The sequence below is a fragment of the Pseudomonas sp. OIL-1 genome, assembly GCF_010669185.1.
Classification (GTDB): Bacteria; Pseudomonadota; Gammaproteobacteria; order Pseudomonadales; family Pseudomonadaceae; genus Halopseudomonas; species Halopseudomonas profundi.
On the sequence record NZ_CP048629.1, the window covers coordinates 1,037,203 to 1,059,696 of the forward strand.

20 protein-coding genes are annotated in these 22,494 nt (G+C 58.4%); 11 read left to right on the forward strand and 9 right to left on the reverse strand.

Features of this window, described 5'->3' with window-relative positions:
* Window positions 1-48: 48 nt before the first annotated feature.
* The 5 genes from aroE to G3M63_RS04760 form a co-directional block, all read right to left on the reverse strand.
* Complete coding sequence (gene aroE / locus G3M63_RS04740) at window positions 49-855, reverse strand: shikimate dehydrogenase (RefSeq protein ID WP_163982021.1); 807 nt, start codon at window positions 853-855, stop codon at window positions 49-51.
* Entirely contained in the window at window positions 855-1,787 is a 933-nt protein-coding gene (gene hemF / locus G3M63_RS04745; RefSeq protein ID WP_163982022.1) for an oxygen-dependent coproporphyrinogen oxidase, read from the reverse strand. The genes aroE and hemF overlap by 1 nt, the downstream gene beginning before the upstream one ends.
* Window positions 1,788-1,796: 9 nt before the next feature.
* Window positions 1,797-2,354 (reverse strand): L-threonylcarbamoyladenylate synthase, encoded by a 558-nt coding sequence (locus G3M63_RS04750; RefSeq protein ID WP_163982023.1) that lies wholly within the window; start codon window positions 2,352-2,354, stop codon window positions 1,797-1,799.
* 60 nt (window positions 2,355-2,414) lie between these two features.
* Entirely contained in the window at window positions 2,415-3,524 is a 1,110-nt protein-coding gene (gene dprA / locus G3M63_RS04755) for a DNA-processing protein DprA (protein ID WP_163982024.1), read from the reverse strand.
* Between the two features lie 204 nt (window positions 3,525-3,728).
* Window positions 3,729-4,754, reverse strand: a complete 1,026-nt coding sequence (locus tag G3M63_RS04760; RefSeq protein WP_163982025.1) for a LysM peptidoglycan-binding domain-containing protein — start codon at window positions 4,752-4,754, stop codon at window positions 3,729-3,731.
* Window positions 4,755-4,902: 148 nt separating this feature from the next.
* Between G3M63_RS04760 and def the strand changes: the two genes are divergently transcribed.
* The 5 genes from def (at window position 4,903) to G3M63_RS04785 (ending at window position 10,614) form a co-directional block, all read left to right on the forward strand.
* The gene (gene def / locus G3M63_RS04765; protein WP_150299978.1) at window positions 4,903-5,415 is read left to right on the forward strand and encodes a peptide deformylase; all 513 of its coding nucleotides are present in this window, start codon (window positions 4,903-4,905) and stop codon (window positions 5,413-5,415) included.
* A gap of 64 nt (window positions 5,416-5,479) precedes the next feature.
* Complete coding sequence (fmt, locus tag G3M63_RS04770; protein ID WP_163982026.1) at window positions 5,480-6,433, forward strand: methionyl-tRNA formyltransferase; 954 nt, start codon at window positions 5,480-5,482, stop codon at window positions 6,431-6,433.
* Window positions 6,430-7,782: a 16S rRNA (cytosine(967)-C(5))-methyltransferase RsmB gene (rsmB, locus tag G3M63_RS04775; protein WP_163982027.1), complete on the forward strand. Its 1,353-nt coding sequence runs from the start codon at window positions 6,430-6,432 to the stop codon at window positions 7,780-7,782. Before fmt ends, rsmB begins: the two co-directional genes overlap by 4 nt.
* Window positions 7,779-9,152, forward strand: a complete 1,374-nt coding sequence (trkA, locus tag G3M63_RS04780) for a Trk system potassium transporter TrkA (RefSeq protein WP_163982028.1) — start codon at window positions 7,779-7,781, stop codon at window positions 9,150-9,152. The genes rsmB and trkA overlap by 4 nt, the downstream gene beginning before the upstream one ends.
* Window positions 9,153-9,165: 13 nt before the next feature.
* Window positions 9,166-10,614, forward strand: coding sequence for a TrkH family potassium uptake protein (locus G3M63_RS04785; protein WP_150299982.1), 1,449 nt, complete (start codon window positions 9,166-9,168; stop codon window positions 10,612-10,614).
* Between the two features lie 39 nt (window positions 10,615-10,653).
* Here the strand turns inward: G3M63_RS04785 and G3M63_RS04790 are convergent, their stop codons facing one another.
* The 3 genes from G3M63_RS04790 to G3M63_RS04800 form a co-directional block, all read right to left on the reverse strand.
* Window positions 10,654-10,923: a PilZ domain-containing protein gene (locus tag G3M63_RS04790; RefSeq protein ID WP_150299983.1), complete on the reverse strand. Its 270-nt coding sequence runs from the start codon at window positions 10,921-10,923 to the stop codon at window positions 10,654-10,656.
* A 60-nt stretch (window positions 10,924-10,983) separates the two neighbouring features.
* Window positions 10,984-11,871, reverse strand: coding sequence for a lysophospholipid acyltransferase (locus G3M63_RS04795; protein ID WP_163982029.1), 888 nt, complete (start codon window positions 11,869-11,871; stop codon window positions 10,984-10,986).
* Between the two features lie 69 nt (window positions 11,872-11,940).
* Window positions 11,941-12,501, reverse strand: a complete 561-nt coding sequence (locus G3M63_RS04800; RefSeq protein ID WP_163984183.1) for a DNA-3-methyladenine glycosylase I — start codon at window positions 12,499-12,501, stop codon at window positions 11,941-11,943.
* A gap of 521 nt (window positions 12,502-13,022) precedes the next feature.
* Here G3M63_RS04800 and glyQ point away from each other — a divergent pair.
* The 6 genes from glyQ (at window position 13,023) to G3M63_RS04830 (ending at window position 19,964) form a co-directional block, all read left to right on the forward strand.
* The gene (gene glyQ / locus G3M63_RS04805; protein ID WP_150299985.1) at window positions 13,023-13,970 is read left to right on the forward strand and encodes a glycine--tRNA ligase subunit alpha; all 948 of its coding nucleotides are present in this window, start codon (window positions 13,023-13,025) and stop codon (window positions 13,968-13,970) included.
* Window positions 13,970-16,024, forward strand: coding sequence for a glycine--tRNA ligase subunit beta (gene glyS / locus G3M63_RS04810; protein ID WP_163982030.1), 2,055 nt, complete (start codon window positions 13,970-13,972; stop codon window positions 16,022-16,024). Before glyQ ends, glyS begins: the two co-directional genes overlap by 1 nt.
* A 369-nt stretch (window positions 16,025-16,393) precedes the next feature.
* Window positions 16,394-16,927: a D-glycero-beta-D-manno-heptose 1,7-bisphosphate 7-phosphatase gene (gene gmhB, locus G3M63_RS04815; protein ID WP_163982031.1), complete on the forward strand. Its 534-nt coding sequence runs from the start codon at window positions 16,394-16,396 to the stop codon at window positions 16,925-16,927.
* 2 nt (window positions 16,928-16,929) lie between these two features.
* Window positions 16,930-17,664 (forward strand): 1-acyl-sn-glycerol-3-phosphate acyltransferase, encoded by a 735-nt coding sequence (locus G3M63_RS04820; protein WP_150299988.1) that lies wholly within the window; start codon window positions 16,930-16,932, stop codon window positions 17,662-17,664.
* Window positions 17,665-17,948: 284 nt separating this feature from the next.
* Entirely contained in the window at window positions 17,949-19,343 is a 1,395-nt protein-coding gene (locus tag G3M63_RS04825) for a glycoside hydrolase family 5 protein (protein ID WP_256669948.1), read from the forward strand.
* Between the two features lie 375 nt (window positions 19,344-19,718).
* Window positions 19,719-19,964, forward strand: a complete 246-nt coding sequence (locus tag G3M63_RS04830) for a hypothetical protein (protein ID WP_150299989.1) — start codon at window positions 19,719-19,721, stop codon at window positions 19,962-19,964.
* A gap of 100 nt (window positions 19,965-20,064) precedes the next feature.
* On the opposite strand, the gene gyrB is transcribed toward G3M63_RS04830, so the two are convergent.
* On the reverse strand, window positions 20,065-22,479 hold the full coding sequence (gyrB, locus tag G3M63_RS04835) for a DNA topoisomerase (ATP-hydrolyzing) subunit B (protein WP_150299990.1): 2,415 nt from the start codon (window positions 22,477-22,479) through the stop codon (window positions 20,065-20,067).
* Window positions 22,480-22,494 lie beyond the last annotated feature (15 nt).

The following is a 22,494-nucleotide window of genomic DNA, read 5'->3' on the forward strand; positions in this document are numbered from 1 at the left end:
GAGGATTTCAACGCAATATGGCCGAGCGCAGCAGTTCTCAGCGGTTCTCTAGCCCAGGGCAGCCAGTACCGGACCGGTATCCGGCCGCACACCCCGCCAGAGCAGGAAGGCTTCGGCTGCCTGCTCGACCAGCATCCCGAGCCCGTCAATACAGCGCGCGGCGCCCTGTTCGCTGGCCCAGCGATTGAACGCAGTCGGCTCCTTGCTGTACATCATGTCGTAGCACCAGGTATGCCCTGGGCGAATCAAATCGGAAGACATCGCCGGCACTTCACCGTGCAGGCTTGCCGAGGTGGCATTGATGATCAAGTCCACCGGTTCTTCGATCCAGTCGAACCCCGCTGCACTGACCGGCCCCAGATCAGCGAAGATAGCCGCGAGCTGCTCGGCTTTTTCCACAGTGCGATTGACCACACAGAGTTGCTCCGGCGCGGCTTCCAGTAAAGGTTGCAGCACTCCGCGGGACGCGCCGCCAGCCCCGACCAATAATATCTTCAAGCCGGCCAGCGAGAGCCCGGCATTGTGCTGGATATCCCGTACCAGACCCTTGCCGTCAGTGTTATCGCCCAATAGCTGACCGTCTGGCAAACGCATGATGGTGTTCACCGCGCCGGCACGCTCGGCAGCGGCTGTGCGTTGATCGACAATCGTCCAGGCCTGTTCCTTGAAGGGTACGGTAATGTTCACGCCCTGGCCGACCGCCAGAAAGGTGCGCAGGGTACCGGCGAAATCATCCAGCGGTGCCAGTAGCGCTTCATAAGACAGCTGTTTGCCGGTCTGTTCAGCGAACATGCGGTGAATCAGCGGGGACTTGCTGTGCGCGACCGGATTGCCGATCACGGCGTAACGATCCATCAGGGTTGCTCCTTGAGCCAGTCACGGACCGGCAGAAAGTCCTCGGTGAGTCGCGCCTCGGCGCTGCCCGGTTCAGGCTGCCAGTTATAGCCCCAGCGTACGGTGGGCGGCAAAGACATGAGTATCGATTCGGTGCGGCCGCCCGTCTGCAATCCGAACAGGGTGCCGCGATCATAGACCAGATTGAATTCGACATAGCGACCGCGGCGGTATTCCTGAAAGGCTTTCTGCTCGGCTGTGTAAGCCTGCGCTTTGCGCCGCTCGACAATCGGCAGATACGCCTCGAGGTAGGCATCACCAATGGCGCGCATGAATTCGAAACTGCGCTCGAAACCCCATTGGTTTACATCGTCAAAGAACAAGCCGCCGATCCCGCGCGCTTCCTGACGATGCTTCAGATAAAAATACTCGTCGCACCAGGCCTTGAACCGCGGATACACGTCGTCGCCGAAGGGCGCGCAGGCATCCCGGGCGACCCGGTGCCAGTGCACGCAGTCTTTTTCATGGGCGTAATAGGGCGTCAGATCAAAGCCCCCGCCGAACCACCAGACCGGATCAGCATCGGCTTTCTCTGCGATGAAAAAGCGCACATTGGCATGCGATGTCGGTATGTGCGGGTTCTCGGGGTGCATGACCAGCGATACGCCCATCGCCTGGAAGTGCCGCCCTGCCAGTTCCGGCCGGTGCGCTGTGGCCGACGGGGGCATGCCATCGCCAAATACGTGGGAGAATCCAACACCGCCTTTTTCCAGCAAGCTGCCGTTCTCGATGATCCGCGAACGTCCACCGCCGCCGCCGGGGCGCTGCCATTCGTCCTCGGCAAACTGCGACCGCCCATCTAGCTGTTCCAGCGCGGCGCAGATACGGTCCTGCAGTTCGGTCAGATAGGCTTTTACTGCAGCAACGTCGGCGGGTTGGGGAGTCTTGTTCACAGCGGTTTCTCAGGCAGGGCGAATGATGGCTTCGGTTCTCAGATCCCTGATGATACTCGGATTACGCTGCCCTCCCAACGGGCCGGGCACGACGTCATCCAGTGCACCGTGAAAGTACTGCTCTATCCGCAGCCGCGAGCGCGCCGGCGGTCGACCGGACGGATTCGCGGAGGTGGAAACCAGAGGTCCGGTCACGGCGCACAACTGACGCACAGTCGGGTGATTGCTGACACGTAATGCAACCGTTTCGTGCTGCCCGGTTATCCAGGGCGGCAACCGATCTTCATGCGGCACCAGCCAGGTATTGGCGCCTGGCCAGGAAAGACGCAGCTTGGCCAACTGGCTATCGGGCAAGTCCCATAGTAGAAAATCGAACTCCTCGATCGCGCCTGCGATGAGAATAAGGCCTTTTTCTACCGGCCGCTGCTTGAGGTCAAGCAGGCGCTCGACGGTATCGGCCTTCCATGGATTGCAGCCCAGGCCCCACACCGCTTCGGTCGGATAGGCGATGACTCCGCCCGCATGCAGAACTCTGTCCACCTGCCTGATTCGCCAGTTTGCCAACATGCCGCGCCTCATCTCGATTGCAAGTAGCGACAGTAGCCGAGCCAGACGAACCGCTCAAGATCAGCGACGAGAATAACCGTGCGGAGTCTGTTGCACGATGCCTTCCAATTCAAGCTCGAGCAGACCTTGCAGGACCTGTTGCACCGGCAACCCACTGTGTTGGCTGAGCCAATCCGCGCTGACCGGCTCATGACTCAACCATTTATCCAGCGGATGATCTGTCTCGCGCGTCCCGTTGCGGGTGGCAGGTTCAGCAAGGGCGGCAGTAAGCGGTACGCGCAAGACGTCGAGTACATCCTGGACAGTCTCGACCAGCGTAGCGCCGTCACGGAGCAGGCGGTGACAGCCGCGCGCCTGGGTGTTATGGATCGAGCCGGGCATGGCAAATACTTCGCGGTTCTGCTCGAGTGCCAGGCGTGCGGTGATCAACGAGCCGCTGTTGAGGCTGGCCTCGACCACCAGCGTGCCCAGACTCAGGCCGCTGATGATCCGGTTGCGCCTGGGAAACTGGCTGGCATGCGGCCCCATAGCCGGTGCCAATTCCGAGACAAGCGCACCGCCATTGGCCAGGATGTCGTCCGCCAGTCTGCGATGACGCTTGGGATAACAATTATCCAGCCCCGTGCCCCAGACAGCGATGGTCTGGCCAGAGACATCAAGCGCGCCCTGATGACAGGCGCCGTCGATACCCAGAGCCATTCCGCTGGTCACTACCAACCCGCTCTCGGTAAAGCTACGCGCAAAGGCTCTGGCCGTCGCGGCGCCATGGGGCCCGGGATGCCGGGTGCCGACCATGGCCAGCTGCGGGTCCTTCAATAACAAGGGATTACCGCGGACAAAGAGCACCGGTGGCGGATCGGCAATCTCGCGCAGTAATGGCGGATAGTCCGGTGATTCACGGTGCAACAGGTGACAATCGGGCGCTTCAAGCCAGGCCAACGCAGCATCGATACGGCCGAGTATTTCGTTATCGCCTTGTTGCAGCTTCTGGATGCTGTCTTGCAGCCCGGCGCTTACACCCAGGCGTTGCAGGGTCATAAAATCAGCATCGAGGGCTTCGACGGCGGACGGGAAGTAACTGAGCAGACGCTTGAGGGATCGAGACCCGAGACCATCGAGCATGGACAGGGCGAGCCAGGCCTGTCGCGGATCGGACAGCTGAAGAGCCATGGATCATCCTTGATAAAAAGCGGCGCCTAGGGTCTGTTCCCGTTTCATCGCGAGCCGCGTTGCTGTGTCAAATGGCGCCAGGCAAGGCGCGGGACGCAGGTAATGGTTGTTCCCTTGCCAAGTCCCGCAACGCCGCATGGCGTCATTTGCCACGCAACCCGATGAAACGGGAACAGACCCTTAAGGCGCCGCTACATTCAGTTTCTAGGGATTGCGGACCTTGTCCATGATCGCCAGCTGGCGACTGGCATTGAGTACGATTCCGTAGCTCATGCGTTCATAGACGCGGAACACCATCAGCAAGCCGCCGCGCTCGTCGGGCAGTTGGACCTGGTTGTTCTGAATGCGATCGCGGACCACTTCGCCGGTCTTGTAGATCGCCAGCACGTTCCCTTCTTTCAGGCCATCGACCGCACCCTTGTTCAGCAATACGACATCGTACTGACCAATCTGGGTAACGCCGTTCGGCACGTCGAGAATCAGTCCATTCACTTCCTGGTCCGGATCGCTCGGGAAGAAAGTGGAGGATACGGCGCGTTCTTCGGTTTCCATCAAGCGGTCGCCGACCCGAACTTCCTGGCGGCTGCGCGTGATGTTGAGCGTAGTGATATCCCGCTCCGAGCCCATGACCTGGCCGTTGCCGATTTCCTGCACATGAATACCGAGGAATTCGCCGCTCTCCGGATCGGTATAGGACCGGCCGCGCCGGTAGATGCCATAGGCCGCTACGTCATTTTCTGTGTCACCCCGGGCATAGACCCGGTTACCGGCGCCGGCAACAACGCTTTCCGCTTCGCCGCCGATCACGTAGGGCGCTTGCTCCAGTGGCTCTTCAGTGTCGAGGATGCGGCCGGCCCGCAGGAAGGCATTGATCGCCTCGAGCGGAATGGTCGGGATTGCTTCGGCAACCGGACGGGAGCGTATGGTAGGGGACAGTTTGATGGTACCGCCCTGCCCACGGTTGACTGTCAGCCGTGGTTGGCCATCAACGTAGACCAGCGAAATGATGTCGCCCGGATAGATCAGATGGGGATTATCGATTTGCGGATTGGCATGCCAGATTTCTGGCCATTTCCATGGCAGACTGAGGAAACGTCCTGATATGTCCCACAACGTATCGCCCTTCACAACCTGATACCGTTCCGGGTGATCTTCCCTGAATACCGACTCCTGCGCTTGAGCTAAAAAGCTCGAAGCCACCAACAGGAGGCCGAGTAATGTTTTCCTCATGACACGAATCCCTTTATTATGTAGGTCAGCACCCGAGGTCTGAGTACATACTCCTGCGCTACGAGGAGCCAGACCCGCTTTATTTCCTAGCTGCGATCATCTTAGCAGCACAACTTATATCTGATCCACAAGTGCATCACAAACCGATATGGCCATATTAAATATTCTTGAATTTCCTGATCCGCGGCTGCGTACTGTCGCCCAACCGGTAGTCGAAGTAGACGACGGGGTGCGCCAACTGATCAGCGATATGTTCGAAACCATGTACGCAGCGCCCGGGATTGGCCTGGCTGCGACTCAGGTCAATGTGCATCAGCGGATTGTGGTCATTGATGTGTCCGAAAATCTGGACGAGCCGATGGTGTTCATCAACCCGGAATTCGAGCCTCTGACCGAGGACCTGGAGGAGATGCAGGAAGGCTGTCTGTCCGTGCCCGGTTTTTACGAAACCGTCACGCGTCCGGAACGCGTGCGGGTGAAGGCCCTGGATCGCGATGGCAAACCCTTCGAACAGGTTTGCGAAGGCCTGCTTGCGGTATGTATCCAGCATGAATGCGATCACCTGAACGGCAAGCTGTTTGTCGACTATCTTTCCAATCTCAAGCGCGACCGCATTCGCAAGAAGCTGGAAAAGCAGCATAAACTGCAGGCCAACGGCTGAACACGTGGGTCTGCCTGGATAGTCTCAAGGCTTGCTTCGGCAAGCCTTTTCTTTACGGATCCCCATGAAAGCGTCAGACCTTCGCATCATCTTCGCCGGCACCCCCGAGTTTGCCGCTGCTCATCTTGGCACCTTTATCGAGCAGGGCCTGAATATCGTGGCGGTCTATTCCCAGCCTGACCGACCTGCGGGCCGCGGACACAAGCTCACGCAAAGCGCGGTTAAACAGCTTGCGCTGAAACACGGACTGCCGGTCTACCAGCCACAAACGCTGAAGAATGCTGATAGCCAGGCTGAGATGGCTGCGCTCAAACCGGATCTGCTGGTGGTAGTCGCCTACGGCCTGATATTGCCGCAAGCGGTACTGGACATCCCGCGTCTGGGCTGTATCAACAGCCATGCATCGTTGCTGCCACGCTGGCGTGGCGCAGCACCCATCCAGCGTGCGATCGAAGCAGGCGACAGCGAATCAGGCGTGACCGTCATGCAAATGGAAGCAGGACTGGACACCGGCCCCATGCTGCTCAAAGCCACAACGCCCATCAGCTCTGAAGACACCGGCGGTAGCTTGCACGACCGGCTTGCCATGATAGGTCCGCCGGCAGTAACCGCTGTGATCGAGCAGCTGGCCAAAGGCGAGGCAGCACCCGCGGTACAGGATGACAGCCTGGCAACCTACGCACACAAACTCGGCAAGAGTGATGCACGTATCGATTGGACCCGTTCAGCAACCGAGCTTGATCGCATGATCCGTGCATTCAACCCCTGGCCACTGGCGCATGCCCGCTGGAACGACCAGCCACTCAAGATATGGGCTGCGGGGCCAGAAGCTGGCGCGGGCGCTGCGGGAGAAGTCCTTGCGGTAGACAAGAGCGGTTTGTTGGTCGCCTGTGGCGAGGACGCGCTGCGTCTGACGCGGGTGCAGTTGCCCGGCGGCAAGCCGCTGGCCTTTGCTGATCTATACAACGCGCGACGCGACCACTTCACGCCTGGCCTGACCCTGGAAAACGGCCAGTGAGTCCGCGCCTGGCGGCGGCCAACGCACTGGCGCTGATCATGGCCGGCAAGGCTTCGCTCGGTACCAGCCTTCCGGGCCAGCTGAAGCAGGTTGCCCCACGTGATCACGCACTGACTCAGGAACTGGCCTTTGGCACCGCGCGCTGGTTCTTTCGCCTCGAAGCGCTGGCCAACCGCCTGCTGGATAAACCGCTCAAGGCCGCTGACCGTGACCTCCAGGCACTGTTGCTGGTCGGCCTGTATCAGCTGTTCTACACCCGCGTTCCAGCCCACGCTGCCATTGATGAAACCGTCAGTGCCGCCAAAACCCTGAAAAAACCCTGGGCCAAAGGCATGCTCAACGCCGTGCTGCGACGCGCGCAGCGCGAGTCCGAAGAGCTGTTTGCCGACATGGCACGCGATCCGGTGGTCCGCCTGGCCCATCCACGCTGGTTACAAAAGCAGCTCAAGGCCGACTGGCCGCAGCATTGGGAAGCCATCTGCGAGGCGAACAACGCCCATCCACCCATGACGTTGCGCATCAACCAGCGCCAGACCGAGCGTTCGGCTTACCTGCAACAGCTGGAAAAGGCTGGCATTGCCGCCGAGGCCTGTCTTCACAGCCCAGTGGGTATCCGCTTGCTGCAGCCCTGCGACGTTCAGCTATTACCAGGCTTCGCCGAGGGCCTGGTCAGCGTGCAGGATGAAGCGGCGCAACTGGCCACTCCATTACTGGAAGCCAGACCTGGCGACCGGGTACTGGATGCCTGCTGCGCCCCGGGTGGTAAAACCTGCCACACGCTTGAACAACAGCCTGCCCTGAGTGAGCTGGTTGCGCTGGATCTCGAGCCGTCGCGCCTGGCACGGGTGCAGGAAAATCTGGATCGCCTGGGCCTGACAGCCACACTCAAAGCGGCGGATGCCCGCGATCTGGATGCCTGGTGGGACGGTATACCGTTCAACCGTATCCTGCTCGACGCACCCTGTTCCGCAACCGGTGTGATTCGTCGTCACCCGGATATCAAGCTCGCTAGACAGCCGGCCGATATAAGTGAACTGGCGACGCTACAAGGGAGCCTGCTCGATGCCATGTGGCAAACGCTGGAGGTCGGCGGCATTCTGGTTTACGCCACCTGTTCGGTCCTACCGGAAGAAAATACGCGCGTAGTGGAGGCGTTCCTGCAGCGCGAACCCAGTGCAAGAGAATTGTCGATTGCCGCAGATTACGGCGAACCGCAGCCGTGCGGCCGGCAACTTCTACCGCAGCCGAACGGTCATGATGGCTTTTATCTGGCCAAACTGGTCAAAATAGCCGCCACTACCCGCCGCGGTCGTTTTCCCGCTGAAGATAAGGAGCCGTCTGCGTCATGAAGATCATTATTCTCGGCGCCGGTCAGGTGGGCAGCAGCCTGGCAACAGAACTGTCCAGCGAGGCCAATGACATCACCGTGATCGATACCGATACGGTGCGCCTGCGCGATCTGAGTGATCGCCTGGACATTCGCACCGTGGTTGGCCGTGGTTCGTTTCCTACCATCTTGCGCCATGCCGGTGCTGATGACGCCGACATGCTGATCGCGGTCACCAGTAGCGACGAGACAAACATGATCGCCTGTCAGGTCGCCTACACACTGTTCCGTACGCCGACCAAGATTGCGCGTATACGTGAGTCGGCCTATCTCACGCGTGGTGGGCTGTTTCACAACGATGCGGTGCCGATTGATGTATTGATCAGCCCTGAGCAGGCAGTAACCACCTACATCAAGCGTCTGATCGAGAATCCCGGCGCGTTGCAGGTACTCGACTTCGCCGAGGGCAAGGTGCAGCTGGTAGCCGTACGAGCCTATTACGGCGGGCCGCTGGTGGGTCAGGAATTGCGCTTTCTGCGCCAACACATGCCTGGCGTGGAGACGCGGGTCGCCGCGATTTTCCGCCGGGATCGCCCAATCATCCCCAAGGGCGACACCGTAATCGAGGCAGATGATGAAGTATTCTTCGTCGCCGCCACGCCGGACATACGCGCGGTGATGAGCGAACTACGGCGCCTTGATCGCACCAACAAACGGGTGCTTATTGCCGGTGGCGGCAACATTGGCGAACGCCTCGCCGAGGCCATGGAGACTCGCTACCAGGTCAAGATCATCGAGAAGAACAAGGCTCGGGCGGACTACCTGGCGCAAAACCTCGACCGCGCCATTGTTCTGCACGGCAGTGCCTCGGACAAGGAATTGCTGATTGAGGAGAACATCGAGGAAGTCGATATTTTCTGTGCAGTCACCAACGATGACGAAGCCAACATCATGTCATCGATGCTGGCCAAGCGGATGGGCGCGCGCAAGGTCATGGCATTGATCAACAATCCGGCCTATGTCGATCTGGTGCAGGGCGGCGAAATTGATATAGCCATCTCGCCCTCCCAGGCAACCATCGGTACCCTGCTTGCGCATGTTCGGCGGGGCGATATCGTCAACGTGCACTCGTTGCGGCGCGGCGCGGCGGAGGCGATCGAAGCGGTGGCGCACGGCGACTCCCGCTCGTCCAAGGTGGTCGGTCGCGCCATCGGCGACATCGATCTGCCGCCCGGTACCACCATTGGTGCCATCGTACGCAGCGACGAGGTGTTGATTGCCCGCGACGCTACCGTGATCGAATCCGAGGACCATGTGATCATGTTCGTGATCGACAAGAAACACATTCGCGATGTCGAGCGCCTGTTCCAGGTCGGGCTGACATTTCTCTAAGGTAACCGACCCCATGCAGTATCCACAGATCCAGCGCATCATCGGCATTTTGCTGATGTTGTTCTCCACCAGCATGCTCCCCTCGGCGGGGGTGGGCTGGTTCTATGGCGAGCATGCGCGCGAGGCCTTCGTCACCGGCTTTCTGATTACCTTTGCATTCGGCTTTCTGGCCTGGCTTCCGGTTCGTGGCAGACGCAACGAACTGCGTACCCGTGACGGTTATCTGATTACCGTATTGTTCTGGCTGGTCCTCGGGCTGTTCGGTGCGGTGCCGCTATATCTGCTGGATATGCCGGATCTGAGCGTAGCCAATGCGGTGTTTGAATCCTTCTCCGGCCTCACGACAACGGGCGCCACGGTCATCACGGGCCTGGATACCCTGCCGCGGGCCTTGCTGTTTTATCGTCAACAACTGCAATGGTTTGGCGGTATGGGGATTATCGTACTGGCGGTGGCCATTCTGCCGCTGCTGGGCGTGGGTGGCATGCAGCTGTATCGCGCCGAGATGCCCGGGCCGCTGAAAGAGAACAAGCTGACGCCGCGGATTGCCGAGACCGCCAAGGTGCTGTGGCTGATCTACACCGGCCTCACGGTGGCCTGTGCACTGGCTTACTGGGCAGCGGGAATGGAGCCATTCGACGCCATCGGTCACAGCTTTTCAACGGTAGCGATCGGCGGATTTTCTACCCATGATCTGAGTATCGGCTACTACGATAGTCCACTGATCGAGCTGATCTGCATGGTGTTTCTGGTCATCTCGGGCATCAACTTCGCCTTGCATTTTCTGGCGTGGCGTTTTCGCTCACTGAAAAGCTATTGGCACGATCCGGAATGCCGCTCGTACCTGTTAATTCTGGTCGCGCTGTTTGTGGTGTGCTGCGCCATGCTGATCCACGTCGAGTATTACGATACCTGGACCTCAATCCGCTACGGTGCCTTCCAGACGATTTCAATTGCCACAACGGCCGGTTTCAGCGTCACCGATTTTTCAGTCTGGCCGACAGTGCTGCCGTTCCTGTTGCTTTACGCCAGTTTCATCGGCGCCTGCGCAGGTTCCACCGGCGGAGGGATGAAGGTGATCCGTGTGATCCTGCTATACAAGCAGGGCACACGTGAAACAAAACGCTTGCTGCACCCGCACGGGGTGTTCCCGGTCAAGCTTGGCAACAAGCCGGTGCCAGACCGGGTCGTAGAAGCTGTATGGGGGTTCTGTGCGGTGTACGTGTTCGCCTTTGCCGTCATGTTTCTGATTCTGCTCGGCACTGGCCTGGACTTCGTCACCGCTTTTTCGGCACTGGCTGCCTGTATCAATAACCTGGGGCCGGGGCTGGGGGACGTATCAGCGCACTACGGGGACCTCTCGGCCACGGTGAAATGGATACTCAGCTTCGCCATGTTGTTGGGCCGACTTGAGGTCTTTACGCTGATCATCCTGCTGACTCCGATGTTCTGGCGTCGTTGATGACGTGAGGATTGCGCAGCTCCGCTAGCTGCGGGATCCTTATTCTTCGTCCAGAAACGCCAGGCCTGCACCCTCGCCGGGGATCACCCGCTGAACAACCATGCGCAGGACCGGCGCCTCGATTGGCATGTCCTGCACTTGCCCCTGTACTTCGGCGCCAGGCGTCAGCGTCGCCAGATCAGCGTTCTCCACGAACACACCGCCATCGGACAGATCACGCGTCTGACCGTACACATCACCCAGATCCGGGTGAGTAATCCTGATTCGGCACCGCATCATGGTGCGTGGATATTGACGCTGATTGGCCATGCTCAAGCTCCTGCTTGTATATTTTGTTATCCCTGTGACCACGCATTACCAGCGGGACGCTCAGTACCAGCGCTTTTCTCCCGAGGGGCGTTTCTTGAACCGCTTCATGCTCCACATGTACTGGCTTGGCCATTGACGGACATAGCGCTCGATCACCCCACTCATGGCGGCGACCGCTTCGGTTTCATCATCACTGTATAGCGCCTCGGGTGCCTCTTCGAGAATGACTTTGAAGCCGCTATGGTCAGGCAAACGAACGCAATGCAGGAACAGGGCTCGCGCCTTGCCCCCCTTGACCAGTCCCGGAACGAATTTGCTGGTCAGCGCCTGGACCGCAAAGAAAGGTACGAAAACACCGCTCTTGAGCGCGGGCTCGGGGTCCGCCGGGATACCCACCGCACCGCCTTTACGCACCTCACGGATAACATTCGTAATGCCTTCACGCGTAGAAGCAGCCACCTGGTTGCCCAGCTGGGTGCGCTGACGCCTGAGCAGATCATCCACTGCTTTCTGCTTGGGCGGGCGGTAAAAAATAAGTGGCGAGCATTGTGAGCAGTAATAGTGATTCAGGACTTCCCAGTTACCCAGATGGCTGGTGATACACACCACACCCTCACCAGCATCCAGAGCAGCACGCAGCAGGTGCTCGCCCTCGACTTCCTTGACGTAGCTCAGGGTCTTGGAGGGCTTCCACATCCAGGCGCAGGCGCTTTCCGCTATGCTGCGGCCGGTATTGATCAGCGTCTCGCCGACCAGTGCCTCGCGTTCTTCGGCACTCAACCCGGGCATGCAGTGCGCGAGATTTATACGCACCACTTCCCGGGAGCGGTTGGGCAGCTTCCAGGTAAGCCAGCCCATGCCTGCACCCAGGCGCTGCGCCCAGCGAAACGGCAGCATGGAAAACAGCCGGAGAAAGCCGACAATCAAAGCGCCCTTGAGCCGTTCCACAAGTAACCCCGCACTGTTTCGAAAAACGCATTGTAAAGGCAGCAGCGCGTCAGGGCGAGATACGCCAACTCATCCGGCGAGCTCAGGGTAGCGAAAGCAATCGGTCGTATGGTCCATGACCATCCCGGTGGCCTGCATGAAGGCATAACAGATGGTCGGACCGACAAAGGAAAACCCGGCTTTCTTCAACGCTTTGCTCATGGCTTCGGCTTCAAGGGTAATGGCCGGCACCTCTGCGAAGCTGCTGAAGTGATTGATGCGTGGCGCGCCGCCGACAAACTGCCAGAGCCACTGCGCCGGATCGGTCTGCTCCCTGAGGGCCAACCAGGCGCGGGCGTTCTGCCGGGCCGCACTGATTTTCAGCCGATTACGGATGATGCCGGCATCGTCCATCAGCCGCTGCAGGTCCTGGTCCGTCTGGCTTGCCATGAAGCTGACATCAAAACCGCGGTATATCTCGCGGTAACGCTCGCGCTTCTTGAGGATGGTGATCCAGGACAAGCCTGCCTGCAATCCGTCCAGCACCAGCTTCTCGAACAGCCGGTCACCATCAAACTCGGGCACACCCCATTCATTATCATGGTAAGCCTGATAGACAGGGTCCCCGGAGCACCACTGGCAGCGGGTGATAGGCGGTACAGATGTGTTCATGGGGTCTTCGCTGCGTCAGTTGTTAGGGTGCCAGTGTAGCTTAGGGTCTGTTGTCGTTTCATCGCGGTCGCGACGGAGGCCCGTTTGGTGCAGAACAAGACGCGAGGAGTGAAATTTGTTCAACACATCCATGTGTTTCACCCCTTCGGGGCTTACGCGCAAGAACGCTCCAGGCGTTTTTGTGGTTGTTCCAAATGAGCGACGAGTAACGCAGTGCTGCGCTAAACGGGTCCCGTCCCTTCGGGTGGGGCCGCCTAGGTTGCGTGGCAAATGACGCCATGCGGCGTTGCGGGACTTGGCAAGGGAACAACCATTACCTGCATCCCGCGCCTTGCGGATCGCCGCCCGGCCTTGCGCCATTTGACACAGCAACGCGGCTCGCGATGCAACGGCAACAGACCCTAGCCATTGTGGGCGTCAGTCGCTCGGTCTTCGCCTGTATGTCACCCCGGTCTGACTGTATACTTCCGCCTTTCTTCACAGCCTAACCGGGTGAAAACGTGACTCAGACCAATCCAGCCGTCCATACCTTTCAAGGACTTATCCTTGCCCTGCAAAGTTTCTGGGCAGAGAAGGGTTGCGTGATTCTGCAGCCCTACGACATGGAAATGGGCGCCGGGACCTTCCATACCGCTACTTTCCTCCGGGCGATCGGTCCGGAAACCTGGAACGCAGCCTATGTTCAGCCCAGCCGCCGTCCGACTGATGGCCGCTACGGCAACAACCCCAACCGCCTCCAGCATTACTATCAGTTCCAGGTAGTGCTCAAGCCGAACCCGGATGATATTCAGGAGCTGTACCTGGAGTCGCTGAAACACATCGGCGTGGATCCGCTGGTTCACGATATTCGCTTCGTGGAGGATAACTGGGAATCGCCGACGCTAGGCGCCTGGGGCCTGGGTTGGGAGGTCTGGCTGAACGGTATGGAAGTTACCCAGTTCACGTATTTCCAGCAGGTGGGCGGTGTCGAGTGCTACCCGGTGACTGGCGAGATCACCTACGGTCTCGAGCGGCTGGCAATGTATCTGCAGGGTGTCGACTCGGTGTACGACCTGGTGTATTCCGATGGCCCGTTCGGCAAGGTGACCTATGGTGATGTGTTCCACCAGAACGAGGTGGAACAGTCGACCTATAACTTCGAGCACGCCAACGTCGACAGGATGTTCGAGCTGTTTGACTTCTACGAGAGCGAAGCAAACCGGTTGATTGCCGCCGAACTGCCATTGCCGGCCTACGAAATGGTCATCAAGGCCTCGCATACGTTCAACTTGCTGGATGCGCGTCGTGCCATCTCCGTCACTGAGCGTCAACGCTACATTCTGCGCGTGCGTGGGTTGTCGCGCGCCATCGCCCAGAGCTATTTGCAAGCCCGGGCAAAACTCGGCTTTCCCATGGCCACTCCCGAATTGCGTGATGAAGTACTGGCCAAACTGAAGGAGGCCGAATAATGCTGCCGCTCGATTTCCTGGTAGAACTGGGTACTGAAGAACTCCCGCCCAAAGCGCTCAAGCGCCTTGCTGAAGCCTTTCTGGAAGGCGTCGAAAAAGGCTTGAAGGATGCCGGTCTGAGTTACGATTCAGCCCGGTATTACGCCGCGCCACGGCGACTGGCGGTCTTTGTCGGACAGCTGGCGACCCAGCAGCCCGACCGTACCAATCAGATGGACGGCCCGCCGCTGCAGGCGGCCTTCGATGCCGACGGCAATCCGACCAAGGCGGCCCAGGGCTTTGCCCGCAAATGTGGCGTGGAAGTCTCTGAACTGGACCGCAGCGGCCCGAAGCTACGTTACGTGCAGAGCATTCCAGGCCAGCCAGCGCATGACCTGTTGCCGGATATCGTGGACGCTGCGCTGGCTGCGCTACCGATCCCCAAACGCATGCGTTGGTCGGATCGCAAAACCGAGTTCGTCCGCCCCACCAAGTGGCTGGTGATGATCCAGGGTGACTCGATGATCCCCGGCGAAATCCTGGCGCAACACGCTGGCCGCACCTCGCGCGGGCACCGTTTTCATCACCCGGATGAAGTGCGTATCACCACGCCGGCGAGTTATGCCGATGATCTGCGCAAGGCAAAGGTAATAGCGGATTTCAACGAGCGCCGCGAGATGATTCGCCAGCGCGTCGAACAGCTTGCCGCAGAGCAGCACGGCACGGCGATCATGCCGGACGACCTGCTGGATGAGGTCACCGCCCTGGTCGAATGGCCGGTGCCACTGGTATGCAGTTTCGAGGAACGTTTCCTTGATGTACCTCAGGAAGCACTTATCTCGACCATGCAGGACAACCAGAAATATTTCTGCCTGCTGGATGCTGATGGGCGCCTGCTGCCGCGTTTCATCACCGTCGCGAACATTGAAAGCCACGATCCGGCGCAGATTATTTCGGGCAACGAAAAGGTCGTGCGCCCGCGCCTGACCGATGCGGAGTTCTTCTTCAAGCAGGACCAGAAACAGCCGTTGGAAAGCCATAACGCACGCCTGGCCAATGTCGTGTTCCAGGCGCAGCTCGGCAGCGTGTATGACAAGGCCAGTCGGGTGTCGAGCCTTGCCGGGGCCATCGCCGGCCAGATCGGCGGTGAGCCAGAGAAGGCGGCACGTGCAGGCCTGTTGAGCAAATGTGACCTGTCGACCGAAATGGTCGGCGAGTTCCCCGAGTTGCAAGGCATCGCAGGCTATTACTACGCCCGGCATGACGGCGAAGCCGAGGACGTGGCGCTCGCACTGAATGAGCAGTACATGCCGCGCGGCGCAGGCGGTGAGTTGCCGTCTACCCTGACAGGCGCCGCGGTGGCACTGGCAGACAAGCTGGACACGCTGGTAGGCATTTTCGGCATCGGCATGCTGCCCACCGGGAGCAAGGATCCCTACGCTCTGCGCCGTGCAGCGCTTGGCGTGCTGCGGATCCTGATCGAGAAGAAACTGGAACTGGACCTGCATGCGGCGCTGGAAACGGCCGTCGCCCAATACGGCGATTCGGTGAAGGCGCAGGGCCTGGTTGAGCAGGTCCAGGACTTCATCTTCGACCGGTTGCGTGCCCGCTATGAAGACGAGGGCATCGACGTAGCGGTGTATCAGTCCGTGCGTGCGGTAGCGCCCACCTCGCCACTGGATTTCGACCAGCGCGTACAGGCTGTGCAAGCGTTTCGCCGGCTGCCGGAAGCAGAAGCCCTGGCCGCCGCCAACAAACGCGTGGCCAATATTCTGTCCAAGGCCGACATCGCTATCGAGGCCACTGTCGATCCGGCCCTGTTGCACGAGCCAGCCGAGGTCAATCTGGCCAAGGCCGTCCAGGACGCCGAAAGTGCCGCCGGGCCGCTCGCGCGTGATCGCCAGTACACCGGCAGCCTGGAGTCACTTGCCGCGCTGCGTGAGCCAGTGGATGCATTTTTCGATCAGGTACTGGTCAACGCCGAAGAGCCTGCGATAAAAGCCAACCGTTACGCCTTGCTGGCGCGCCTGCGTGGCCTGTTCCTGGGGGTAGCGGATATTTCGCTGCTGGGTTGATCGGCGCATCGAGATAGGGTCTCTTGACGTTTCGTAGCGGCCGCGACGGAGGCCCGTTTGGTGCAGAACAAGGCGCGAGGAGTGAAGTTTGTTCACCACATCCATGTGTTTCACCCCTTCGGGGCTCACGCGCAAAAACGCTCCAGGCGTTTTTGTGGTTGTTCCAAATGAGCGACGAGTAACGCAGTGCTGGAGCAAACGGGCCCCCGTCCCTTCGGGTTGCGTGTCAAATGACGCCATGCGGCGTTGCACGACTTGGCAAGGGAACAACCATTACCTGCGTCCCGCGCCTTGCGGAACGCCGCCCGGCCTGGCGTCATTTGGCACAGCAACGCGGCTCGCGACGAAACGTCAACAGACCCTAGGCTTATGAAACTGATCATTCTGGACCGCGATGGCGTCATCAATCGGGACTCGGACAATTTCGTCAAAACGCTGGATGAATGGATTCCCATACCCGGCTCGATCGAAGCTATAGCCGCGCTCAGCCAGGCCGGGTGGACCGTTGCAGTCGCCACCAATCAGTCTGGTCTGGCGCGCGGCTATTTCAACCAGGCCACGCTTGAGGCCATGCACCAGCATCTGCAGGACCTGGTTGCCCAGCAGGGCGGCCGGGTTGATCTGATTGTGCACTGCCCCCACGGGCCGGATGATAACTGCACCTGCCGAAAGCCCCTGTCAGGGTTGTTTGAAAACATCGCTGCGCATTTTGAGGTGCCGCTCGATGGCGTTCCCACTGTTGGTGACAGCCCGCGGGATCTGCAGGCAGGCGTAGCGGTAGGTTGTCGACCCTTCTTGGTACGGACCGGAAAGGGCGCCACTACCGAGCAAAAGGTCCTGCCGCCTGGCACGCTGGTATTTGATGATCTGGCCGCTGTGGCCGCTTACTTGCTGGAAGACTGAACATGTCCTTTCTGATGCCCCTGCGCGTCATTCTTTTCTACCTGCTATTGTCCGCAAGCGCAGGCATCTGGGGTTTGCTGATGCTGATCGTCGCGCCCTTTCTGTCGCCGCATTGGCGATATACGCTGATCATCGGCTGGTGGAGCCGTATGGCAATCTGGCTGACCCGGCATCTGGTCGGGATCCGCTATGAGGTAATCGGCCAGGAAAATATCCCTGAGCAGGTCGGAGTGATTCTGGCGAACCATCAGAGCACCTGGGAAACCTTCTTTTTGCAGCAAGTGTTTCGTCCACAGACCCAACTGATAAAAAAGGAATTGCTCTATGTTCCCTTCTTTGGCTGGGCCTTCGCTCTGGCTAAACCTATCGCCATCGACCGTAGCAATGGACGTGATTCGCTCAGGCAGCTCGCCAAGGTAGGAGGGGAGCGGTTGGCAGAAGGCTTCTGGATTCTGGTATTTCCGGAGGGCACCCGCGTGCTTCCCGGCACGCCGGTGAAGTTTTCACGTGGCGGCACCGCGCTGGCCTGCAGTAATAACGTGCCGGTAGTACCGGTGGCACACAACGCCGGTGAGTTCTGGCCCAAGGTCGGCTGGGGCAAACGCCCCGGCACCATAACGGTGAAAATCGGCCCGGCAATGTACCCCAAGGGCACCGATCCACGGTCTATCGTCGAGCTGAACAAGCGCGCCGAGCAGTGGGTAAACGACGCGCTGGCCGAAACCACCGCCCGCTAACCAGGTTCACCCTTCACCCCGCCATAGCAGCCCGGCAACGGACACACCGCCGGGCTCGTCTTCTCAACGGCAGCACAACCTTCTCTCTCCTGTGAGTCCTCCTTGATCCCATACGCTAATTCATAGGAACAGCCTGACCGACCGAATCCTTGATTTCAATCTGGTCGGTTACCGGGCCGCAAGGAAAGGGCACCCGTATAAGGCACTAAGCCATCAAACACAAGGGTTTGGGGCGGGTTAAGCGCTTCAGGAAAGCCTCATCTCAACCGCTTGGAGTCCCCGAATTGCGCGGCTTTGCCGTTTCGTTTTGCGACCCTTGTCACTCTTTTAAAGCCTCAACCAAACCTTGGTCACAAACCGGCATCGCCTTGGCCACAGATTGCCATCTGCCTCTTACTATCTTCTCCGTTCCCAACTCACTCGAACAAGAAGGTTTACCCATGAAGACGGACAGCCTCCATCCCTTTCGTAGATGGCTGATGCCTGTCGCGCTTGGTCTGATAGTAGTTTCCAGCCAAGGTTGTCGTAGCGGCAGTGGCGATAGCGAACCCGAATTTGAAGACCCTGAAATCGAACAGATCGAAGCTGGCGAGGCGCCCGATTCTGTCAGCGAGGAGGCCAGCGACACTGGCGACCAAAAGGCGGGCAGCACGCCGTCGACCGGCACCAAAACGAATAATAAATCGGACAACAAGGCGCGCGCTGGCGATATCGACACCGGCGGTCCAATAGCATTGATCGGTCTCAACGTGGCAGGGGCCGAGTTCACCAGCAGCGCGCTACCAGGTAAAGAAGGAACACATTACTTTTTCCCACCGGACGCCTATTTCGACCGCTGGGCAGAGAAAGGCATCACCTCGGTACGCTTCCCTATCAAGTGGGAGCGGCTTCAACCAAAACTGAAAGGCAAATTCGATGAAGTGTATGCCGGGCATATCGACGATATGTTGGATCAGGCTGAACACAACTACATTAATATCCTGCTCGACGTCCACAATTACGCCCGCTACCGCGGCGACGTGATCGGTACCAAGAAGGTACCGGTAGAAGCCTTTGAGGACTTGCTGTCGCGCATAGCGGAGCGCTGGGGTAATCACCCTGCGCTATACGCCTATGACATCATGAACGAGCCCTACGGCGCCGACGATAAATGGCCGGCTGCCGCCCAGGCCGGCATCGACGGAGTGCGCAAGCACGACACTCTGAAGCCGATCTTCATCGAAGGGACCTCCTGGTCCAGCGCCGCTCGCTGGCCTAAATATGCCGACGCGCTACTGGAACTTGATGACCCGTCTAATAACCTGGTGTTTTCAGCGCATGTCTATCTCGATCCGGACGCCAGTGGCAGCTATAAACAGGCCTACGAAAAATTCGATCCAATGGTAGGTGTGAACCGGGTCAAGCCATTCGTGAACTGGCTCAAGGAGAACTACAAACGCGGGCATATCGGGGAGTTCGGCGTACCCAACGATCCCAAGTATCTGAAAGCTATGGATAATATGCTCGGGTATCTGCAGGAGAACTGCATTCCGGTAAGCTATTGGGCAGCAGGGCCATCCTGGGGCAACTACAAGCTCTCGGTCGAACCTGGCAAGGACGGTAAGCAGAAGGCGCAGTGGGACGTACTCAAGAAATACATCGATACCGGCAACTGCACAGATTTCGGGCCGCTACCGTAACTGATACCTGCATTTCAAAGGCCGGCTTATGCCGGTCTTTTTTTGGCCGACGTTCAACCAGACACTATACGCTCGCACTGAGTCAGATCTGTGTTGACGAGTTGTCTGAAAGAGCGCAGTAGACCACTCGAATCAGACAAGCGGTACTGCGTCACACATTTTCCGCACTAGACTGATACTGAGTGAGCTAGCAGGGCAGCTCCCGCGAAAATAACAATTCATGCAAGACAAAAAATGGCGAAAGATTCTGACCTTTCGGTTCGTTGAAGACCGCAGCAGACATCAAGAAATGACAAGCCATATCCCGGCTCCAAATCCAGCCGTTCGAGATGCGAAAGGGATATTTGTTAAGCGCCTGAAAAGGAAGTAACCCTCATGATACAAGTCGATAATCACATCGCTCAGCTTCAGCTTCGTATAGAGAAAACCAGATGGTTTGTAGAAATGGGAAAACAGGCGCTAGCCCAATGTCCTGACGACTGCGAGTTGCTCATTTCTCATGAAAACATGCTCGCGCACCTCGAATCTCTGGAAGGTCAGATCAGTAATATTCTGCACGCTACCTCTGAATCGATCATAACCGAGCAGAGCGTAGAACCGCGTCGCCAGGCAGTGGGCTAGATAGAATCAAGTGCTCTCGACAACCAATAAAAAACCCGGGAGGCTGATGCCTCCCGGGTTTTTTTAGCAGAAAAGCTTGGCTTGTGTTCGCTTCTAGTGGTCACACATCCAGATTGGACACCGCCAGCGCATTGCTCTCGATGAATTCGCGCCGCGGTTCGACGTGGTCGCCCATCAAGGTATTGAAGATCTGGTCAGCGGCGATGGCATCTTCAATGTTCACCCGCAACATGCGACGGCTGTCGGGATCCATGGTCGTCTCCCACAGCTGATCGGGATTCATCTCTCCCAGTCCCTTATAGCGCTGGATAGTATGACGTCTGGCGGTTTCGTTCATCATCCATTCCAGACCTTCCTTGAAATGGGTGATCGGCTTTTTCTTTTCGCCACGCTGCATATAGGCGCCATCTTCGAGCAAGCTCTGCAGTTTCTCGCCCAGCTCAGCCATGGTCCGGTAATCGTTACTCGCAAACAGATCCCGATTGAAGGTGTAATAGCTGGATAGACCGTGGGAAATCGACTCTACCTGCGGCAACCAGAGATTACGCTCGCGGTCTTCGCGCAGGCTGATATTGTATTGCTGGCCTGATTTCTCTCCGGTCTTGACCATGGTTTCGAACTTGCCGATCCATTCTTCCATGAACGCCTTGTCCGCCACGTTTTCGGCGGTCAGGCGCGGCAGATAGATGAAATGCTCCATCAGTTCAATTGGATACAAGCGTGACAGGCGATCCAGCGTCTTCATTACCGCACGGAATTCCTGAACGATTTTCTCGAGATGTTCGCCAGTGATCCCGGGTGCATGCTCGTTGACGAACAGGTAGGAATCCTCCAACGCAGATTGCGTGAGATAATCCTGCAGCGCATCGTCATCCTTGAGGTACTGCTCCTGCTTGCCTTTCTTGATCTTGTAGAGCGGAGGCTGTGCGATATAAATGTAACCCCGTTCGATCAACAACGGCATCTGCCGGAAAAAGAACGTCAGCAACAATGTCCGGATGTGCGAGCCGTCAACGTCGGCATCGGTCATGATGATGATGTTGTGATAACGCAGCTTGTCTATATTGAACTCTTCGCGGCCGATGCCGCAGCCCAGCGCAGTAATCAGCGTGCCAACCTCGGCAGAAGAAAGCATCTTGTCGAAGCGGGCTTTCTCGACGTTCAGAATCTTGCCCTTGAGCGGGAGTATGGCCTGTGTTTTACGGTTGCGGCCCTGTTTGGCTGAGCCGCCGGCGGAATCGCCCTCCACTATGTAGAGTTCGGACAAGGCGGGGTCTTTCTCCTGACAGTCTGCCAATTTTCCTGGCAGCCCGGCGATATCCAGCGCACCCTTACGACGCGTCATCTCCCGTGCCTTACGAGCCGCCTCGCGCGCACGTGCCGCGTCAATCATCTTGCCGACGACCGCCTTGGCTTCGTTGGGCCGTTCCAGCAAATAGTCAGCAAACTGCTTGTTCATTTCCTGCTCAACAGCGGTTTTCACCTCCGAAGAGACCAGCTTGTCTTTGGTCTGGGAAGAAAACTTCGGATCCGGGACTTTAACGGAAATGATGGCTGTCAAACCCTCACGAGCATCGTCGCCTGAAGTGCTGACCTTCATTTTCTTCAACAAGCCTTCCTGCTCAATATAACTATTGAGCGTCCGCGTCAGTGCGCTGCGGAAACCCGCCAGGTGGGTCCCACCGTCCCGCTGCGGAATGTTGTTAGTAAAACACAACAGACTCTCATTGAAGCTGTCGTTCCACTGCATCGCGACCTCAACGGCAATACCGTCGTCGCGCTGTATATCAAAATGGAAGACGGAGTTGACCGCGGTCTTGTTCACGTTGAGGTACTCAACGAACGCGCGAAGGCCGCCTTCATACTTGAATAGTTCCTGCCGACCGGTACGTTCATCGATCAAATTAATGCCCACACCGGAGTTCAGGAAAGACAGTTCACGCAGACGCTTGGCGAGGATATCCCATGAGAAGCTGATGCTGGTGAATGTTTCGGAGGAGGGCTTGAAGTAGATCTGCGTACCGTTGGTATCAGCGTCACCAATGGGCTTCAAAGGCGCCAGAGGGACGCCGTGGGAGTAATCTTGCTCCCACACCTTCCCTTCGCGGCGAATCGTCAGCACAAGCTTCTCAGACAGCGCGTTAACCACGGACACGCCTACGCCATGAAGCCCGCCGGATACCTTATAACTATTCTCGTCGAACTTACCGCCGGCATGCAGCACCGTCATGATCACTTCTGCCGCCGAAACACCCTCTTCATGAGCGTCTACCGGAATGCCCCGCCCGTTATCGTTAACGGTGATGGATTCATCAGCGTGAATAATGATGTTGATGTCCGTGCAGTGACCGGCAAGGGCTTCATCGATCGAGTTATCAACCACCTCAAAGACCATGTGATGGAGACCGGTACCGTCGTCCGTGTCCCCGATGTACATGCCCGGGCGTTTGCGCACCGCATCGAGGCCCTTGAGGACCTTAATACTTGAGGAATCGTAAGCTCTTTCTTCAGTCATCTTGTAGTCACTCCA

Coding starts and splice junctions, on each gene's coding strand:
- aroE (WP_163982021.1), bottom strand. CDS start 855: ATGGATCGTTACGCCGTGATCGGCAATCCGGTCGCGCACAGCAAGTCC.
- gyrB (WP_150299990.1), bottom strand. CDS start 22,479: ATGACTGAAGAAAGAGCTTACGATTCCTCAAGTATTAAGGTCCTCAAG.
- trkA (WP_163982028.1), top strand. CDS start 7,779: ATGAAGATCATTATTCTCGGCGCCGGTCAGGTGGGCAGCAGCCTGGCA.
- def (WP_150299978.1), top strand. CDS start 4,903: ATGGCCATATTAAATATTCTTGAATTTCCTGATCCGCGGCTGCGTACT.
- gmhB (WP_163982031.1), top strand. CDS start 16,394: ATGAAACTGATCATTCTGGACCGCGATGGCGTCATCAATCGGGACTCG.
- G3M63_RS04790 (WP_150299983.1), bottom strand. CDS start 10,923: ATGGCCAATCAGCGTCAATATCCACGCACCATGATGCGGTGCCGAATC.
- G3M63_RS04820 (WP_150299988.1), top strand. CDS start 16,930: ATGTCCTTTCTGATGCCCCTGCGCGTCATTCTTTTCTACCTGCTATTG.
- glyS (WP_163982030.1), top strand. CDS start 13,970: ATGCTGCCGCTCGATTTCCTGGTAGAACTGGGTACTGAAGAACTCCCG.
- dprA (WP_163982024.1), bottom strand. CDS start 3,524: ATGGCTCTTCAGCTGTCCGATCCGCGACAGGCCTGGCTCGCCCTGTCC.
- fmt (WP_163982026.1), top strand. CDS start 5,480: ATGAAAGCGTCAGACCTTCGCATCATCTTCGCCGGCACCCCCGAGTTT.
- G3M63_RS04830 (WP_150299989.1), top strand. CDS start 19,719: ATGATACAAGTCGATAATCACATCGCTCAGCTTCAGCTTCGTATAGAG.
- G3M63_RS04785 (WP_150299982.1), top strand. CDS start 9,166: ATGCAGTATCCACAGATCCAGCGCATCATCGGCATTTTGCTGATGTTG.
- G3M63_RS04750 (WP_163982023.1), bottom strand. CDS start 2,354: ATGTTGGCAAACTGGCGAATCAGGCAGGTGGACAGAGTTCTGCATGCG.
- G3M63_RS04760 (WP_163982025.1), bottom strand. CDS start 4,754: ATGAGGAAAACATTACTCGGCCTCCTGTTGGTGGCTTCGAGCTTTTTA.